This window comes from Flavobacterium sp., from assembly GCF_027531705.1.
Classification (GTDB): domain Bacteria; phylum Bacteroidota; class Bacteroidia; order Flavobacteriales; family Flavobacteriaceae; genus Flavobacterium.
This window is the reverse complement of record NZ_JAPZSP010000026.1, coordinates 46,303-61,331: the sequence shown is the minus strand read 5'-3', so window position 1 is coordinate 61,331 and position 15,029 is coordinate 46,303. Positions and strand designations below refer to the sequence as shown.

General features: G+C 31.6%; 18 protein-coding genes. 5 read left to right on the top strand and 13 right to left on the bottom strand.

What is annotated here, in order from left to right; translation table 11 throughout:
• Nucleotides 1-65: 65 nt before the first annotated feature.
• The 3 genes from O9267_RS10815 (at nt 66) to O9267_RS10805 (ending at nt 2,539) form a co-directional block, all read left to right on the top strand.
• On the top strand, nt 66-656 hold the full coding sequence (locus tag O9267_RS10815; RefSeq protein ID WP_298179252.1) for a Crp/Fnr family transcriptional regulator: 591 nt from the start codon (nt 66-68) through the stop codon (nt 654-656).
• The gene (locus O9267_RS10810) at nt 656-1,909 is read left to right on the top strand and encodes a hypothetical protein (RefSeq protein ID WP_298179248.1); all 1,254 of its coding nucleotides are present in this window, start codon (nt 656-658) and stop codon (nt 1,907-1,909) included. Before O9267_RS10815 ends, O9267_RS10810 begins: the two co-directional genes overlap by 1 nt.
• 75 nt (nt 1,910-1,984) lie before the next feature.
• Entirely contained in the window at nt 1,985-2,539 is a 555-nt protein-coding gene (locus tag O9267_RS10805; protein ID WP_298179245.1) for a fasciclin domain-containing protein, read from the top strand.
• Nucleotides 2,540-2,641: 102 nt separating this feature from the next.
• Here the strand turns inward: O9267_RS10805 and ric are convergent, their stop codons facing one another.
• The 11 genes from ric to O9267_RS10750 form a co-directional block, all read right to left on the bottom strand.
• Nucleotides 2,642-3,373: an iron-sulfur cluster repair di-iron protein gene (gene ric / locus O9267_RS10800; RefSeq protein ID WP_298179243.1), complete on the bottom strand. Its 732-nt coding sequence runs from the start codon at nt 3,371-3,373 to the stop codon at nt 2,642-2,644.
• A gap of 56 nt (nt 3,374-3,429) precedes the next feature.
• The gene (locus O9267_RS10795; RefSeq protein ID WP_298179240.1) at nt 3,430-3,873 is read right to left on the bottom strand and encodes a copper resistance protein CopD; all 444 of its coding nucleotides are present in this window, start codon (nt 3,871-3,873) and stop codon (nt 3,430-3,432) included.
• 17 nt (nt 3,874-3,890) lie between these two features.
• Nucleotides 3,891-4,262 (bottom strand): group III truncated hemoglobin, encoded by a 372-nt coding sequence (locus O9267_RS10790; protein WP_298179238.1) that lies wholly within the window; start codon nt 4,260-4,262, stop codon nt 3,891-3,893.
• A 91-nt stretch (nt 4,263-4,353) separates the two neighbouring features.
• Nucleotides 4,354-5,121: an ABC transporter permease subunit gene (locus O9267_RS10785; protein ID WP_298179234.1), complete on the bottom strand. Its 768-nt coding sequence runs from the start codon at nt 5,119-5,121 to the stop codon at nt 4,354-4,356.
• Entirely contained in the window at nt 5,118-5,861 is a 744-nt protein-coding gene (locus tag O9267_RS10780) for an ABC transporter ATP-binding protein (protein ID WP_298179232.1), read from the bottom strand. Before O9267_RS10780 ends, O9267_RS10785 begins: the two co-directional genes overlap by 4 nt.
• Nucleotides 5,862-5,920: 59 nt before the next feature.
• A complete protein-coding gene (locus O9267_RS10775) occupies nt 5,921-6,316 on the bottom strand; it encodes a four helix bundle protein (RefSeq protein WP_298179230.1) in 396 nt (131 codons plus the stop codon).
• Nucleotides 6,317-6,427: 111 nt separating this feature from the next.
• Nucleotides 6,428-7,660, bottom strand: a complete 1,233-nt coding sequence (locus tag O9267_RS10770; protein WP_298179227.1) for a nitrous oxide reductase family maturation protein NosD — start codon at nt 7,658-7,660, stop codon at nt 6,428-6,430.
• Nucleotides 7,657-8,082, bottom strand: a complete 426-nt coding sequence (locus O9267_RS10765) for a nitrous oxide reductase accessory protein NosL (protein ID WP_298179225.1) — start codon at nt 8,080-8,082, stop codon at nt 7,657-7,659. The genes O9267_RS10770 and O9267_RS10765 overlap by 4 nt, the downstream gene beginning before the upstream one ends.
• Nucleotides 8,083-8,084: 2 nt before the next feature.
• Nucleotides 8,085-8,678, bottom strand: coding sequence for a hypothetical protein (locus O9267_RS10760; RefSeq protein WP_298179221.1), 594 nt, complete (start codon nt 8,676-8,678; stop codon nt 8,085-8,087).
• Nucleotides 8,679-8,768: 90 nt separating this feature from the next.
• Complete coding sequence (gene nosZ, locus O9267_RS10755) at nt 8,769-10,745, bottom strand: Sec-dependent nitrous-oxide reductase (protein ID WP_298179217.1); 1,977 nt, start codon at nt 10,743-10,745, stop codon at nt 8,769-8,771.
• A gap of 60 nt (nt 10,746-10,805) precedes the next feature.
• Nucleotides 10,806-11,282, bottom strand: a complete 477-nt coding sequence (locus O9267_RS10750) for a c-type cytochrome (protein WP_298179214.1) — start codon at nt 11,280-11,282, stop codon at nt 10,806-10,808.
• A 171-nt stretch (nt 11,283-11,453) separates the two neighbouring features.
• Here O9267_RS10750 and O9267_RS10745 point away from each other — a divergent pair, with 171 nt between their 5' ends.
• Together O9267_RS10745 and O9267_RS10740 are read left to right on the top strand one after the other, a co-directional pair.
• Nucleotides 11,454-11,894, top strand: a complete 441-nt coding sequence (locus O9267_RS10745; RefSeq protein WP_298179212.1) for a hypothetical protein — start codon at nt 11,454-11,456, stop codon at nt 11,892-11,894.
• 141 nt (nt 11,895-12,035) lie between these two features.
• Nucleotides 12,036-12,410: a hypothetical protein gene (locus O9267_RS10740; RefSeq protein WP_298179209.1), complete on the top strand. Its 375-nt coding sequence runs from the start codon at nt 12,036-12,038 to the stop codon at nt 12,408-12,410.
• 74 nt (nt 12,411-12,484) lie between these two features.
• Here the strand turns inward: O9267_RS10740 and O9267_RS10735 are convergent, their stop codons facing one another.
• Together O9267_RS10735 and O9267_RS10730 are read right to left on the bottom strand one after the other, a co-directional pair.
• Nucleotides 12,485-13,027: a DUF4136 domain-containing protein gene (locus O9267_RS10735; protein ID WP_298179208.1), complete on the bottom strand. Its 543-nt coding sequence runs from the start codon at nt 13,025-13,027 to the stop codon at nt 12,485-12,487.
• Between the two features lie 12 nt (nt 13,028-13,039).
• A complete protein-coding gene (locus tag O9267_RS10730; RefSeq protein WP_298179205.1) occupies nt 13,040-15,019 on the bottom strand; it encodes a urocanate hydratase in 1,980 nt (659 codons plus the stop codon).
• Nucleotides 15,020-15,029 lie beyond the last annotated feature (10 nt).

Here is a 15,029-nt window from a genome sequence, read left to right as displayed (position 1 = left end):
TGTAACCATAAGTCAAAATCGCTTATCAGCAACGGTTTTTCGACTTAAAAAACACATTATCAATCATGCAAATAGATTTAGATTTACTATTTTCTTGGGGAGCAATTGCCAAAGAATACAAGAAAAATGAGGTGATTTTTGATGAAGAAGAAATGGCTAATTTTTATTTTCAAATCATAGATGGAAGTGTCAAAATGTACAATTCTAATGATGAAGGAAAAGAATTTACACAAGGTTATTTTGCGAATGGCCAAAGTTTTGGAGAACCACCACTTTTAATCAATGAATGTTATCCAGCAACAGCTGTGGCTTTTCAAGACAGTAAAATCATAAAACTTTCTAAAGATAAATTCTTGAAAATATTGGATGAATATCCTTCTATTCAAAAGAATTTTTTGAATTTAATGGCACAAAGAATTCACTCTAAAGCTAAAACATCTAAAGACATTATCAATCAAAAACCTGAATTTAGAATTATTGCTTTTTTGAATGCACATAAAAAAGGTTCCGATTGTAAAATCAAAGAAATGGTTCCTTTTACAAGGCAAGAAATTGCCAATTTCACAGGCTTACGAGTTGAAACAGTAATCAGAGCTTTTGCAAAAATGAAAGCAGATAAAAAGATAGATATCATAAATCATAAAATATATTTCTAATGCACTTTAACAGCAAATTTTGGCTGAAATTTTCAATACTAAACTTATTAATTGTTGCAGTTATCGGACTTTTAATGCGTTACAAAATAGGTTTTGAATTTCCATTTTTCGACCAAAAACATTTACAACATTCGCATTCACATTTTGCTTTTTCGGGTTGGATTAGTCATACTTTGATGGTGTTGATGATTGTTTTTTTAGAGAAGAAAAAAGAAGAAAGAGAAAAGAAAAGAGAGAACAGATTTTTAGAAAAATACAGTTCAATTTTAACCGCCAATTTGATTTGTGCTTATGGAATGTTGGTGTTTTTTATCATTCAAGGTTATGGATTGATTTCTATAGTTTTTTCTACAGCTTCAATCATAGTTTCATGTGTTTTTGCGTATTATTTCATAAAAGATTTGAAGCTGATTTCTGATGATGATTTGGCTAAAAATTGGTTTAAAGCCGCTTTATTTTTCAATGTGATTTCATCGTTTGGGACATTTGCTTTGGCTTATATGATGGTTACCAAAAATATTCATCAAGAAGAATATTTAGCTTCCATTTATTATTATTTGCATTTTCAATATAATGGTTGGTTTTTCTTTGCTTGCATGGGATTATTAATTTCTTTTTTACAATTAAAATCGTCTGAAAATCCATTTTTCAAAAGAACTTTTTGGCTGTTTTTTGTATCTTGTATTCCAGCGTATTTTCTATCGACACTTTGGTCGGATTTACCGATTGTGATTTACATTCTAACAGTAATTGCTGCTTTTATTCAAGTTTATACTTGGTTTAAATTTTTACTAATTATAATAAAAACGAAACGAGAATTTCTTGAAAATTTTCCTTTCTTTTTACGCTATATTTTACTTTTCGTTGGATTAGCTTTGAGTATAAAATTTTTGCTTCAATTGGGTTCAACTATTCCAGCAATTAGTCAACTTGCATTTGGATTTAGACCGATTGTAATTGCTTATTTGCATTTGGTTTTGTTAGCGATTATTTCGTTGTTTTTGCTCTTTTACATTTATGCCAATCATTTAATTCACTTTAACAAACCCATAAAAATCGGTGTAATTATTTTCTCAATTGGCGTTTTGTTAAACGAAATAATTCTTGCTGTTCAAGGCATTGCATCGTTTAGTTACACCATAATTCCATTTGCAAACGAAATGCTTTTTGGAGCTGCAATTATTCTAGTTTCTGGAATTGGAATTACTGCTTTTTATTCTATAAAAAAAGTTAAAAATCATCCATTATTATGATTGCACTCATAAAATAACTGTTTCATAATTAGGTACTTTGCATATATAATTTGAAAGTATAAAAAAGTATTTATTATGAAAAAATCAATTAAAACATTGTTATTGGCAAGTTTATTTATTGCCATAGGTTGCAAACAAAACGATCAAGCTGCAAAAGAAACCACTTCTGAAACTACTGAAATAAGTTCTGGCGGACAAGAAAATGTAGTGGATGAAACTTCTGTTCCAAACATTGTACAAACTGCTGTTGGAAGCAAAGATCACACTACTTTAGTTACGGCTGTAAAAGCTGCAGGATTAGTAACTTCATTAAGCAATGCTGGACCATTTACCGTTTTTGCACCAACCAATGCAGCATTCGATAAATTGCCTTCAGGAACAGTTGAAGGTTTATTAAAACCAGAGAAAAAAGGTGATTTAGAAAATATTTTAGGTTATCATACTTATGTAGGAACACTAAAAACTGAATATATGCAAGACGGACAAGAGTTTGATATGGTATTTGGAGGTAAAGTAAAAATCACTAAAAAAGGTGACAAAACGTATGTAAACGGTTCAGAAATAGTTGCTTCAATACCAACAGGAAATGGAGTTATCCATGTAATTGGAGATGTACTTTTACCAAAATAAAATCAATTATTAATTCAACTATTGTTTTTCTTTTTTAATTAAAGCTGAAAAGCGTGAATTGTCGTAATTCACGCTTTTTTAATGCCTTTTTGGAAAAAGTATTTAATCTAAAATATTGAATCTTTCTTCTAATTCAATTGCTTTATGAAACAGAATATTGTTTTCAAGATGGATGTGTTTGTGTAAATCTTGTTCGAATTCTTTTAGCATTGCAAATGTTACCTTATAAGTTTCACAAGCATCAATTGGTGGATTGTATTCATTAGTTAATTCTGAAATTTTAACAAACAAATCTCCTTCTGTTTCGTGATCTTGTTTCAACATAGCAATCGGATTTTCAACTGTTCCGAAACCTGGTTGTTGGATAGTTTCGTTGTTTTTGATGGCGTTTGTCATTGTTTTGATGAATGGAAACAAAACTACTTCTTCTTTTTGCAAATGATTTAATAATTCACTTGAAGCAATTTTGAATAAATTATTTATTTCAAACAATTCAGAATGTCTCTCGCCATGTACTTTGCACAATTTATCCAAATACATCAATAAAACAGGAGTTTTTGATTCGATATATTCGTGATGTGTTTCTAGTATGTAATCAATTAATAAATTTGGTGAAAACGATTTAAAATCCATTTCTGATGAAGAATTGGTGTTTAAAACTGAGTTAATTTCATTTTCAATTTGATTTACATCTAAACCTTTTGCTTCGCAAACTTCGTCTAGAGTTTTATTGCCTTTACAGCAAAAATCGATTTTATATTTTGAGAAAAGTGCTGCTGTTCTGAAGTCTTGTGCAACATATTCTCCAATGGTGTTTTTTTGTAATGTGTCCATATTTTTAAATTTTTATCAAATTTATAACTTGAATGAAATTTAAAATATGACTATAATCATAAACCGCCTATTCTTACTAAACTTCCTAAAACAAGCATAGTAACTGCAATAGTTGTAACCAAAAAAATGATAAAATAAAGAATAAAAGGAGAACCTTTACTTGCAGAAGGCAAAACAAATTTGATGGTAATAAAAGCCAAAGTCAAACTTATAAGAAGCAAAATCAATTTGATACTGACAATTTTTTCAATTGAATTTTCAAATAAAAACCATTTTTCAAATGTGACATTATAATCATATGCCATCAGAATTCCGGTTATTATCAGGATAAAAAGCGATGGCATTCCAACAGGTTCAAAGTTTTTTCTGAAAATAGATAATTCTTCTAATGATTTGGTTTTTATAGCTTTTGGAACATATCGCAATAATAAAATCAAATGACCGCCAACCCAAATAGTTGCAGCTAATAGATGAATTATTAAGTAAATTTGATGTAGCATATCAAATACAAATATACTTAAGCTAAAGTTTTATACATCATCACAGCCGAAATATTCATCGCTCGATTTTTAATTTCATCTGCTTTTGCACCTTCAAAAAGTTTGTCAACCGTTTGATTGAAAAGTTCATTCCAATGCTGAAAATGTTCTTGAGTCATGGTGCTTTTTTGATGCAATTCTTTGTGAACAGCCATTGGACTTCCGCTATAGTTGGCAGAATAGAACAATATGTTTTCCCAAAAATTGTACATTTTTGGTAAGTGCAATTCCCAGTTGACTTTGGCAACATCTGTAAACAAATAACCAATAACTTCATCCGTTTTGACTTTTTCATAGAAAGCATTTACTAGCTTTTCTATGTCTTTTCTATTTCTAATATCTGTTTTCATTTTAAAAAGTTTCGGGTTGAAGGTTTCGGGTTTCGGGTTTCAAGCTTAGTCAAAAACTCGCAACTCGTAACCTGTAACTTTGTAACCAATTTTACAAATCTTTTTTATTAAATTTTTTCAACGAAATAAAAAACGGAATAATTACCCATAAACTCAACAAGAAAAATGACACAATTAATCCAGTTGAAGTTCCAAAAAAGTCTTTAAAAATTGCACCTGTATAACCCATCATTGCTGAAACATCAAGATGCAATAGAATTTGAATTCGTGCCAGATCAATTGGACTAAAAGCAGTGATTACGACCATTGCATTTTCGATTGGATAATCTTGTAATTGAAATAATAAAAACAAAACCAATCCGTCAAAAAGTAAGGCAAAAAACAACCAAATCATAATAGCAATGCCGATTCCTTTGGCTTTATCTCTTGTTAAAATAGAGCTTAAAAACGCTAATGCGGTAAAAATTACGGTTATCAAACAGCCATTTAACAACATCATAATACCAATACTATCAGGCGAATTAATTAGCAATGGAATTCCAGCTCCAACAAAAAAAGCTAAAATCATTGAAAAAGAAAGTCCAAGGAATAAGCTTATCCAAATTTTTCTTCTTTTGATAGGTTGACTTAGTAAAAGTTCAATAAATTCGGAACTATTGTACAAATAAATCGTTGCAAAAAGTATGGAAACCAATGGAACTGTAAATAAAATTACATTCAAAATGGTCAAAATTCCTTTTGCAGAATTATCTTCTAGCGCAAACGAACTCCATGATAGGATGGCTAAAATAAAGGTATAAGCCAAAACTATTTTGCTTTTTAGAATATCGAGTAATATGATTTTTATAATTCTGTTCATGACACTTTTGCGAGTTTTGGGTTATGACTTTCAGGTTGCTTTTGTTTCAGAATACTGGCAATTGCTTTTGAAATTTTAGTTTCATTGGTTTCAGATTTTAAGACTTCAACTTTTTTATGAAAATGAACTTCACCATCTTGCATGAAAATAATTTCGGTAATCAAATCGTCTAATTCACTTAGCAAATGTGATGTTATGAAAATGAGTTTTCCTTTTTCTTTTTCTTTTATAATTTTTTCTTTCAAAATTTCAGATGCCAATGGATCTAAACCAGCTGTTGGTTCGTCTAAAATCAACACTTCTGGATTGAATAAAAAAGCTAAAACGGCACTTACTTTTTGAGTTGTTCCACCCGAAAGTGTTCGCATTTGCTTATCAAACATTTTTTCTAATTCAAATGCTTTTAGCAAATCTTCATCTAATTCTTGGTTGGAATTTCTGATTTTTTTTATCATTTCAATGATTTGCCCAATCGTCATATTATCAGGATAACGCCCAATTTGTGGCATATAACCAATGTTTTCACGATAGATATATTCACCTAAAACCGATTTTCCATTAAACTCAATCGAACCTTTATCTGGCAAAACCATTCCGAGAATTGATTTTATCAACGTTGTTTTTCCACAACCATTTGGTCCAATTAGCGCGATGCATTCTCCACTTTTACATGAAAGATTGACGTTTTTCAGCACTTCTAATTTTCCGAATTTTTTATTTATGTTTTTAATTTCAATCATTTTTTATTGTTGCGGGTTTCGTGTTTCGAGTTGCGGGTTTAAATAGTAACTTGAAACATTTACTTTTTATCAAATTTGCTTCCTTTATTATCAGATTTTACTAAATAAGACATAAACGATCCAATTTTTTTACTTTCTGTAATTGTCTTTTCTTTCAAAAAATCAAATTCTTCTTTACTGATATGTTTTCTGTCAAATGCTCTATTCAATTGCGATCTTAATTCACCACAAGAGCCTTTTGAATAACTTAAAAAATTAATGAATTCTCTTCTGCCATTTCTTTCAAATCCTTCAGCAATATTATCCATAATTGAACCCGATGATCTATTCATCTGATTTTTTAATTCAAAATCTTTTCCTAAACTTGTTTTTTCAAACAAATCCCATACATCTTGGCATATTACTCTACTTAATTGCCATATTTCAAGCTCTTCAAAATTATTTACTGTTGCCATATTATTAAGTTTATTATTACTTAATACAAGTTTACATAATTAATCTTTTCAAAACAAAACTCGTAACTCATTTCTCATAACTTTCAACACGTAACTCGCAACTCGCAACTTTTAGAGAACTAACCTATTCATTAAAGGCGTTTTATCTATAAAATTGTCTGGTGTAATACTTGGTAAAACTTTTTCTGATTTGTCTAAAAGTGTTATCATAAAACTTCGGTATAACAACATGGCAGAAGGTGTATTTTCGGTTAAAACAGCAAACAAACTTAATGGATGATACGGCACATCGCCTACTCCATTTTTGTCTAAATCATATCCTTCATATTTATCCCAATAATTAGAATTGAAAGTATTTAAAACCAAGCTTCCATTAGTGCTAATATCGAAAGTGTTTTTTAGATAATTATTGTTTACAATTTCATTTTCCATACAACTTGCTTGAATTTTCATTCCCCAACCATTTGATTCAAAAACGTTTTTTTCGACCTTGATTCTTGATGTTCCTTCCATGTAAATTCCAGAAGTATTTCGGGCAAATTTGTTATTAAAAATATAACTGTCGGCAATTTCTTTGAGCAATAAACCATAAGCAGAATCACCCCAATTTTCTTCAAAATAATTGTTATACATTTTTACATTTTTGGTAAACATGACAGCAACACCAGCACCATTATTTTTAAAAACATTCGATATGTAAGCATCGTCGTTAGAAAACATAAAATGCAAACCATAACGAATGTTTTTATTGGAAATATTTCTCCAAATGATAGATTGTGTTACAAATTCAAAATAAATTCCGTCGCGATGTCCCGAAATTTTGTTAGCAATTATTTGAAGATTATCGCTTTTCCAACAGTGAATTCCGTTTCCAATTAATTGTTCTTGTTTTCCGTAAGCGGTAATTTTATTGTTTTTGATTAAGCAATTTCTAGAATTTTGAAGATAAATTCCGAAGAAATTATTATCGAGAATATTGTTTTCAATTTTTACAAAAACTCTATCATACACTTTAATTCCGCATGGATCATCAAGAGAAGCATAGCCCGAATTAATGATTTTGAATCCTTTGATGACAACATTATCGGCATTAACAGAAACAACTTCAAACTTGCGTTGACCATCAAGTACTGGAAAACCTTTACCAAGAAAAATGATCTTTTTATTGATTAGAATATTGCCTTCTTTATAAACTCCGCTATTTACAATAATGGTGTCGCCATCAACAGCTAATTGAAGAGCTTGCTTGATTTTTTTGACAGGAAATTTGCTTCCTACTTGAATGGTTTTAGCATTTAAAATAGAAAATAAGAGTAAAAATAATATGCAGATTAATTTTTTCATTTATAAGAATCGTAAACTTGTTGCCAAGTCATAGGTTCAGCATTTAATTTGGGTTGGAATTCTTTTTGTTCTTTATCAGATGAAAATGCGGCAAGATTTCCACGCATTGGAGAATTGATTGCTCCGCCTTTTAGAAAAAAACATTTTTCGGCTGCAACTAATTCATTTTCTTTTAAATAATCATTTACAAAAAATACTTTTGAAGGAACTTCGCTTGTTTTGTCAAATTGAATCATGCATGCTACATCATCAAACTTGTAATATCTTCCTTTTTGAGTAATTAATTCGGCACCAAATTTTCCGTTTGCGATTGTCATTTTACAAAAATCACAAGAATCAGAATTTAGTTTAATTGGTTTTGGCTCGTTTGAATTGCAAGAAACCAAAAATGATGTTATTAGCACTATAAAAAATGATTTCATAACTAACTGATTTTCTTTTTAGTGAATAAATTATATTCTTTAAAAACGATGAAAAACAACAATAAACCACAAGCTGTCAAAAACCATCCACCAATATCTGGAATTGAATACGCTCCAAAGTTCAACAATTGTTTGTATCCAATTAACGGCGGTTGATAAGCCATTCCAGGCACTTTTATTGCTGCATTTGGATCAAGATTATGTCCGTATTCATAATTCCATCTATAGAAATCGATGGCTGCTAAAACCACAAAAAGTATATAAGTAATAAAGAATGCTAAAACTGCTTTTCTTTTTGCAAGAAAAATTAGCAACAAAGAAATCACTGCAAAACCTCCGAAAATATAAGGTAAAGCGGTGAACTCGAAAAAGTTTTCGGTATGCAAAGTTGCCATTCCGATGTAATGATTTAATCCGTTGATGATTTCTACATCGCCACCAATTTTGTTAGCATGCAATTTTAAGACCAAACCTTCAGGATATTGTGGAGCTTCTAATTCGATTTGCCACATTGGGACAAAAAGTGAACCAACAAATAAGATTGCAACTATCAATAATATCGCTTTTGAGACTATTGAAATTTTAGATTTTTCCATTTTTTTGTTTATTTAAAGTAATTAGTGACTAGTAATCAACGATTGGCATTTGCATTATTCGCTAACTACTAATCACTATTCACTAAACTATTATTTTGTTGCAGCAGGTAAATTAGTTCCTAAACTAAATGTTAGAGGAACATTGCTACCAGCAGGAGAAACTCTTATGTATCCTTGCATTTCTTGGTGCAATGCACTACAGAAATCGGTACAATAAAATGGAGAAATTCCAACTTTGTCTGGTGTCCATTTTAGAGTTGCAGTTTCACCTGGCATGATTAAAAGTTCACCGTTGTTTGCACCTTTAATTGCAAATCCGTGAGGAACATCCCAATCTTGTTCAAGGTTTGTAACGTGGAAATAGACTTCGTCACCCATTTTTATACCTTCAATATTATCTGGTGCAAAGTGAGAACGAATAGAAGTCATATAAACATGCACTTGATTTCCTTGACGAGTTACTTTGGCTTCTTTTTCACCTTTTGCAACATAAGGATGATGATTATCGGCTATTTTATAGAATTTAAGCTGACCATTATTTCTAATTAAATCAGCTGGTGCTGCTTGAGCATAGTGAGGTTCTCCAATAGTTGGAAAGTCTAGTATTAATTTCATTTTATCGCCACTAATATCATATATCTGAGCAGATTGTGCTAATTCAGGACCAGTTGGTAAATATCTATCTTTCGTAATTTTGTTATAAGCAACAAGATATTTTCCGAAAGGTTTCTTAGAATCTCCACCAGGAATACATAAGTGACCAACAGAATAATAGGTCGGAACTCTGTCTAAAACTTTCAATGATTTGATATCCCATTTTACGACTTCAGAAGAAACAAAGAACGTTGTGTAAGCATTTCCTTTTCCGTCAAATTCGGTGTGCAAAGGTCCTAAACCAGGTTTTTGAACTTCACCATGAAGAGCTGCTTCATATTTTATGACATTAATTCCGCCATAATTTCCATCAAATTTTTTGTCTTTGATGGCTCCCATTAATTTATCAAAGCTAAATACAGGAATCAAAGCTGCCAATTTTCCAGAACCTACAATGTATTCACCTGTTGGATCAACATCACAACCATGAGGCGATTTTGGACAAGGAATCATGTAACAAATATCTTTTAAAGCAGCAGCATCAAGAACCAAAACATCGGTTTTAATTTCAGATTTTGCAGAATGCGTTTTTTCATCCCATGTATTGTGAGCATAACGAGCTTTTTGTTTTATACCTTTTCCAGCTTTGATATATTCTTCGGCTTTTTTCCAGTTTACAGCCATGATAAAATCTTTGTCTTTTTGAGAAGCATTTACCTCTAACAAAGTATTGGCTTGTTCAGTATTATAGCAAGAAAAGAAAAACCATCCATGAGATTTTCCTTTACCCGCATGCGAAAGGTCAAAGTTTACACCAGGTGTTACAATTTGAAATGCTAAATCCATTTCGCCTTCTTTACCTACTTTTACAAAACTAATATGACCTTTGAAATTTTCTTTATAAGTATTAATCGCCACATCACCATTAGAATAATCTGCTGGAACGCTAAAACGAGTTCCTGCCACAACATATTCTGTATTTTCTGTGATAAATGGAGAAGAGTGATTTCCACCACTATTTGGCAATTCGATAATTTCTGCTGTTTTAAATGTTTTTAGGTCAATACGAGCAATACGAGGTGTATTGTTGGCATTACCAAAAACCCAACGACCATCAACTTCACCGTTAGTTTGAGACATTTCGGTGTGATGTAAATCATCCCAAGGCACAAAACCGTGAGAAGTATTCAACATTGGTTTAGTTTCTTCATTATAACCCCAACCTTTTTCAGGGTCAACAGAAAAAACAGGGATAACTCTAAATAATCTTCCACTTGGAAGACCATAAACACTTAATTGACCACTAAAACCTCCTGATACGAAGTTATAGAACTCATCATATTTTCCGGGTGCTACATAGGCTTTTTCTGCATCTCCTGCTGAAGCATCACTTGAATTTTTTGGTTTACAAGATTGCATCAACCCAATAACTAATGCAACAGCTAATGTTGCCTGTACAAATTTGGTTTTCATAATATATTGAAGTTAAATAAGATAGTCTGTTACTTTCACCCAACAGACCATCTCGATTATTTATTTTACACCATCATTTTTACGCATGTATTCTAAAATACTTCTTGCTTCCTCATCTGCTAAACCTTGATTTGGCATACGAACAAGACATATTTCTAATTGTGCTTGAACTTCTGGATCTTTGTCAATCATTGGGTCTGGATTGGTAATGAAGTTCATAATCCATTCTGGTTTTCTTCTTTCGGTAACGCCTTTCCAACCTGGACCAACTAATTTTTCTTCAGTTGTTTTGTGACAAGATGTACATTTTACACCTGCAACTTCTTCCCCTTTTGTTGCCATAGCTTGATCTAAAGCTGCTCCAAGTTCAACCGTTGTAAATTTACCTTCACCTCTTTTTGGGTCGTAAGATGACGGATCGGTTGTTGCTGTTTCTTCAGTTGATGCAGAAGGATTGTATTCTTCTCCTTCTTTTTCCTTTTTACCACAAGAAAATAACATTACTGTTGTGATAATTACTACTACTAGTTTTTTCATAAAATATTTAGTTTAAAATAATACCTCAAAGGTCTGAATAGAATAGACTTAAGTTTTATGACTGCAATCATAAAGAAGATTCTTTTTTTGATAGAATATTAAACTTTTGTTAAAGAATAAACCTTTTCAAAGTTGTCGAGTCTTATCATCATAACATTTAAAAAACATAAAATGAAAAATTTAATTTTAGCATTAGCACTAGTTTTTGGAATAACAACGTTTGCACAAGAACGTAAAATGGGAAAAGAAGACAGAGAAAAATTAACTCCACAAGAAAGAGTTGAATTTCAAGTAAAAAGATTGACAAAAGATTTAGACTTAAGCACCAAGCAAGCCGAGCAAGTAAAGTCACTTATGACAAAAAAAGCAGAAGTAAGAGATGCTAAGAAAAAAGAAATGGAAACAAAAAGAGCTTCAGGAACAAAGCCTACTGCTGAAGAAAGAGAAGCTATGAAAACTAAAATGCAAGACGAAATTACTTCTCTAAAAACAGAGATGAAAACTATTCTTACTGCAGAACAGTATACTAAATGGGAACAAAATTTTGAAGATAGAAAAGATAAAATGATGGAAAAACGTGCCGAAAAAAAGGGGAATAAAGAGCGCAAATAATCATCTATAACTTCAATTAAGATTACTAAACAGTCATGAATTTAATTTATGGCTGTTTTTTGTTATGCTAAATTTTGAAATATATTTTGTCCTTTAATAAAATTACTTTAGATTTGGGTTCTAATTTAAACAATTTTCAACATGAAAAAATTTATTCTTGCTATAACTATTCTTGTTTTTTCTATAAACAGCAATGCACAAGTTAAAAAAGCAGTTGTGACAAAATCTACTACTTCAACAACTACAGTTAATTCTAACAAAGCAACTAATGAAGTAAAAGCACAAAAAAATGTTGCTGATTTAAAAGCATTTACACCATTAACAGATGAAATGTCTTCAATATTACTTGGTTTATTCAAAACTAAATTTAATATGTTAGACGATGCTGGTTCAACGATTGAAAGAAGACAAGTTGTAAATAAAATTATTGAAAGAAAACTTGAATCAACACTTGATGGTGCTACTTTTGAAAAAGTAAAATCCAATGCAACTTTGTTTAAAAGTTTAGTTGATTAATTCTAAAAAGTAATTGATATAAAAAATCCCGTTCCTCTTTATAATGAACGGGATTTTAAATTATAACAAATTTATTATTTAGTTTGAACAATAGGCGGATATTGCGCTAAAATTTTAGAAACAAATTCTTTCACTCTTTCATCTTTCTTGGCTGTATTCTTTGTTAAATAGCCCGATCCTTCACCTTGCCAAATCATTTCTTTTTTAGACGCATCAATTAAATCAATGAATAAAGTTCCTTCTGTATTTGTAGAAACCGATGTTTGCATACCAAAACCAAACGGATTCCAGCCCCATCCCCATCCGTAACCCCAACCAGCATTAAACTGATTAACATTAACTTCTTCTCGTTCTTTTGTGAAAATGTTTACCAACAAATCTGGATTTTCACTTTTTACAAAACCTTTAGAAGCCATAACCTCATCTATCGAACGTAGAATTCTTTTTTTGTCCAAATCAGAAATCTCTACTTTATCTATACCATTTTTATAATAAGCATAGGTTTTATATTTAGTAAAATCTACACTTTTATCAAAATCAGAAGCTACTCTAACTGAAGCACAAGATGTCAAAAGAAAGATAGCAAAAACTGCAGTTAATTTTTGAATTGATTTCATAGTTTATTTATTTTAATTAAAAAGTCCTTCGTCAACTATATTAGGGATGGTCACTTTTAATAAAGGTTGTGTCTCCATAGCTCTTTTTATTGCAAAAATAGCTCCTTCGTTTCTTGCCCAACTTCTTCTTGAAATTCCGTTATTTACATCCCAGAAAAGCATTGATTCTAAACGTCTCGATGCTTCTTTAGTTCCATCAAGAACCATACCAAAACCACCATTAATAACTTCGCCCCAACCAACGCCGCCACCATTATGAATAGAAACCCAAGTTGCTCCGCGGAAACTATCTCCGATAACATTTTGAATTGCCATATCAGCAGTAAAACGAGAACCATCATATATATTTGAAGTTTCGCGATAAGGCGAATCTGTTCCTGAAACATCGTGGTGGTCACGACCCAAAATCACATAACCAATTTCTCCTTTTGCAATAGCTTGATTGAAAGCTTCGGCGATTTTGATTCTTCCTTCGGCATCGGCATAAAGAATTCTAGCTTGTGAGCCAACAACCAATTTGTTTTCTTGTGCGCCTTTTATCCATTGAATGTTATCTGCCATTTGTTGTTGAATTTCTTCAGGAGAATTTTTCATCATTTCTTCTAAAACATCGCAGGCAATTTTGTCAGTTTCAGCTAAATCTTTAGGGTTTCCTGATGCACAAACCCAACGAAAAGGCCCAAATCCATAATCAAAACACATTGGCCCCATAATATCTTGAACGTAGCTGTTATATTTGAAATCGATGTGGTTTTCTGCAAAAACATCGGCTCCAGCTCTAGAAGCCTCTAGTAAAAAGGCATTTCCATAATCGAAGAAATAAGTTCCTTTAGCTGTATGTTTGTTAATCGCAGCCGCATGACGACGTAAAGTTTTTTGAACTTCTTCTTTGAATTTTGTTGGATTATTTGCCATCATTTCATTCGATTCTTCAAATGAAAATCCTGTTGGATAATAACCTCCAGCCCAAGGATTATGCAGTGAAGTTTGGTCGGAACCTAAATCGATATGCAGATTTTCTAGGTCGAAACGTTCCCAAATATCTACTACATTTCCTAGGTAAGCAATCGAAACTACTTCTTGGTTTTCTAATGCTTTTTTAACTCTTGGAACTAATTCATCAATATTTTCAATTACTTCATTAATCCAACCTTGTGAATGACGAATGTGCGTAATTTTCGGATTTACCTCTGCACAAACAGTAACGCAACCTGCAATATTTCCTGCTTTTGGTTGTGCGCCTGACATTCCTCCAAGTCCAGAAGTTACAAATAAACCACCTTTTGGTGATTTTTTTATTTTTCTAAAACCATTTAAAACTGTGATTGTAGTTCCGTGAACAATTCCTTGCGGACCGATATACATATAACTTCCAGCTGTCATTTGTCCGTATTGCGAAACGCCTAAAGCATTCATTTTTTCCCAATCATCCGGTTTTGAATAATTTGGAATTACCATTCCATTTGTAACTACAACTCTTGGAGCATCTTTATGTGAAGGGAATAATCCCATTGGATGACCAGAATACATAGCTAGAGTTTGCTCATCAGTCATTTCTGCCAAATATTTCATAGTCAATAAATACTGAGCCCAATTTTGAAAAACAGCTCCGTTACCACCATAAGTAATTAGTTCATGTGGATGTTGCGCTACGGCATAATCCAAATTATTTTGAATCATTAACATAATGGCTTTTGCTTGCTCGCATTTTCCTGGATATTCTGAAATTGGTCGTGCGTATATTTTATAATCTGGACGCAAACGATACATATAAATTCTTCCGTAAGTTTCTAATTCGGCTTTGAATTCAGAAATTAATTCGGCATGATGCTTTGAGTCAAAATAACGTAAAGCATTTTTTAATGCTAACTTTTTTTCTTCGTATGAAAGAATTTCTTTTCGTTTTGGTGCATGATTTATTTCAACCTCATAAGGCTTTGGATTTGGCAAAACCGAAGGAATTCCTTGTAGTATTTGTTCTTGAAAGGTCATTTTGAGTTTA

What these genes read in the sequence shown, in the direction of transcription:
- O9267_RS10815 (WP_298179252.1), top strand. Translation starts at nt 66, where the DNA reads ATGCAAATAGATTTAGATTTACTATTTTCTTGGGGAGCAATTGCCAAA.
- O9267_RS10810 (WP_298179248.1), top strand. Translation starts at nt 656, where the DNA reads ATGCACTTTAACAGCAAATTTTGGCTGAAATTTTCAATACTAAACTTA.
- O9267_RS10805 (WP_298179245.1), top strand. Translation starts at nt 1,985, where the DNA reads ATGAAAAAATCAATTAAAACATTGTTATTGGCAAGTTTATTTATTGCC.
- ric (WP_298179243.1), bottom strand. Translation starts at nt 3,373, where the DNA reads ATGGACACATTACAAAAAAACACCATTGGAGAATATGTTGCACAAGAC.
- O9267_RS10795 (WP_298179240.1), bottom strand. Translation starts at nt 3,873, where the DNA reads ATGCTACATCAAATTTACTTAATAATTCATCTATTAGCTGCAACTATT.
- O9267_RS10790 (WP_298179238.1), bottom strand. Translation starts at nt 4,262, where the DNA reads ATGAAAACAGATATTAGAAATAGAAAAGACATAGAAAAGCTAGTAAAT.
- O9267_RS10785 (WP_298179234.1), bottom strand. Translation starts at nt 5,121, where the DNA reads ATGAACAGAATTATAAAAATCATATTACTCGATATTCTAAAAAGCAAA.
- O9267_RS10780 (WP_298179232.1), bottom strand. Translation starts at nt 5,861, where the DNA reads ATGATTGAAATTAAAAACATAAATAAAAAATTCGGAAAATTAGAAGTG.
- O9267_RS10775 (WP_298179230.1), bottom strand. Translation starts at nt 6,316, where the DNA reads ATGGCAACAGTAAATAATTTTGAAGAGCTTGAAATATGGCAATTAAGT.
- O9267_RS10770 (WP_298179227.1), bottom strand. Translation starts at nt 7,660, where the DNA reads ATGAAAAAATTAATCTGCATATTATTTTTACTCTTATTTTCTATTTTA.
- O9267_RS10765 (WP_298179225.1), bottom strand. Translation starts at nt 8,082, where the DNA reads ATGAAATCATTTTTTATAGTGCTAATAACATCATTTTTGGTTTCTTGC.
- O9267_RS10760 (WP_298179221.1), bottom strand. Translation starts at nt 8,678, where the DNA reads ATGGAAAAATCTAAAATTTCAATAGTCTCAAAAGCGATATTATTGATA.
- nosZ (WP_298179217.1), bottom strand. Translation starts at nt 10,745, where the DNA reads ATGAAAACCAAATTTGTACAGGCAACATTAGCTGTTGCATTAGTTATT.
- O9267_RS10750 (WP_298179214.1), bottom strand. Translation starts at nt 11,282, where the DNA reads ATGAAAAAACTAGTAGTAGTAATTATCACAACAGTAATGTTATTTTCT.
- O9267_RS10745 (WP_298179212.1), top strand. Translation starts at nt 11,454, where the DNA reads ATGAAAAATTTAATTTTAGCATTAGCACTAGTTTTTGGAATAACAACG.
- O9267_RS10740 (WP_298179209.1), top strand. Translation starts at nt 12,036, where the DNA reads ATGAAAAAATTTATTCTTGCTATAACTATTCTTGTTTTTTCTATAAAC.
- O9267_RS10735 (WP_298179208.1), bottom strand. Translation starts at nt 13,027, where the DNA reads ATGAAATCAATTCAAAAATTAACTGCAGTTTTTGCTATCTTTCTTTTG.
- O9267_RS10730 (WP_298179205.1), bottom strand. Translation starts at nt 15,019, where the DNA reads ATGACCTTTCAAGAACAAATACTACAAGGAATTCCTTCGGTTTTGCCA.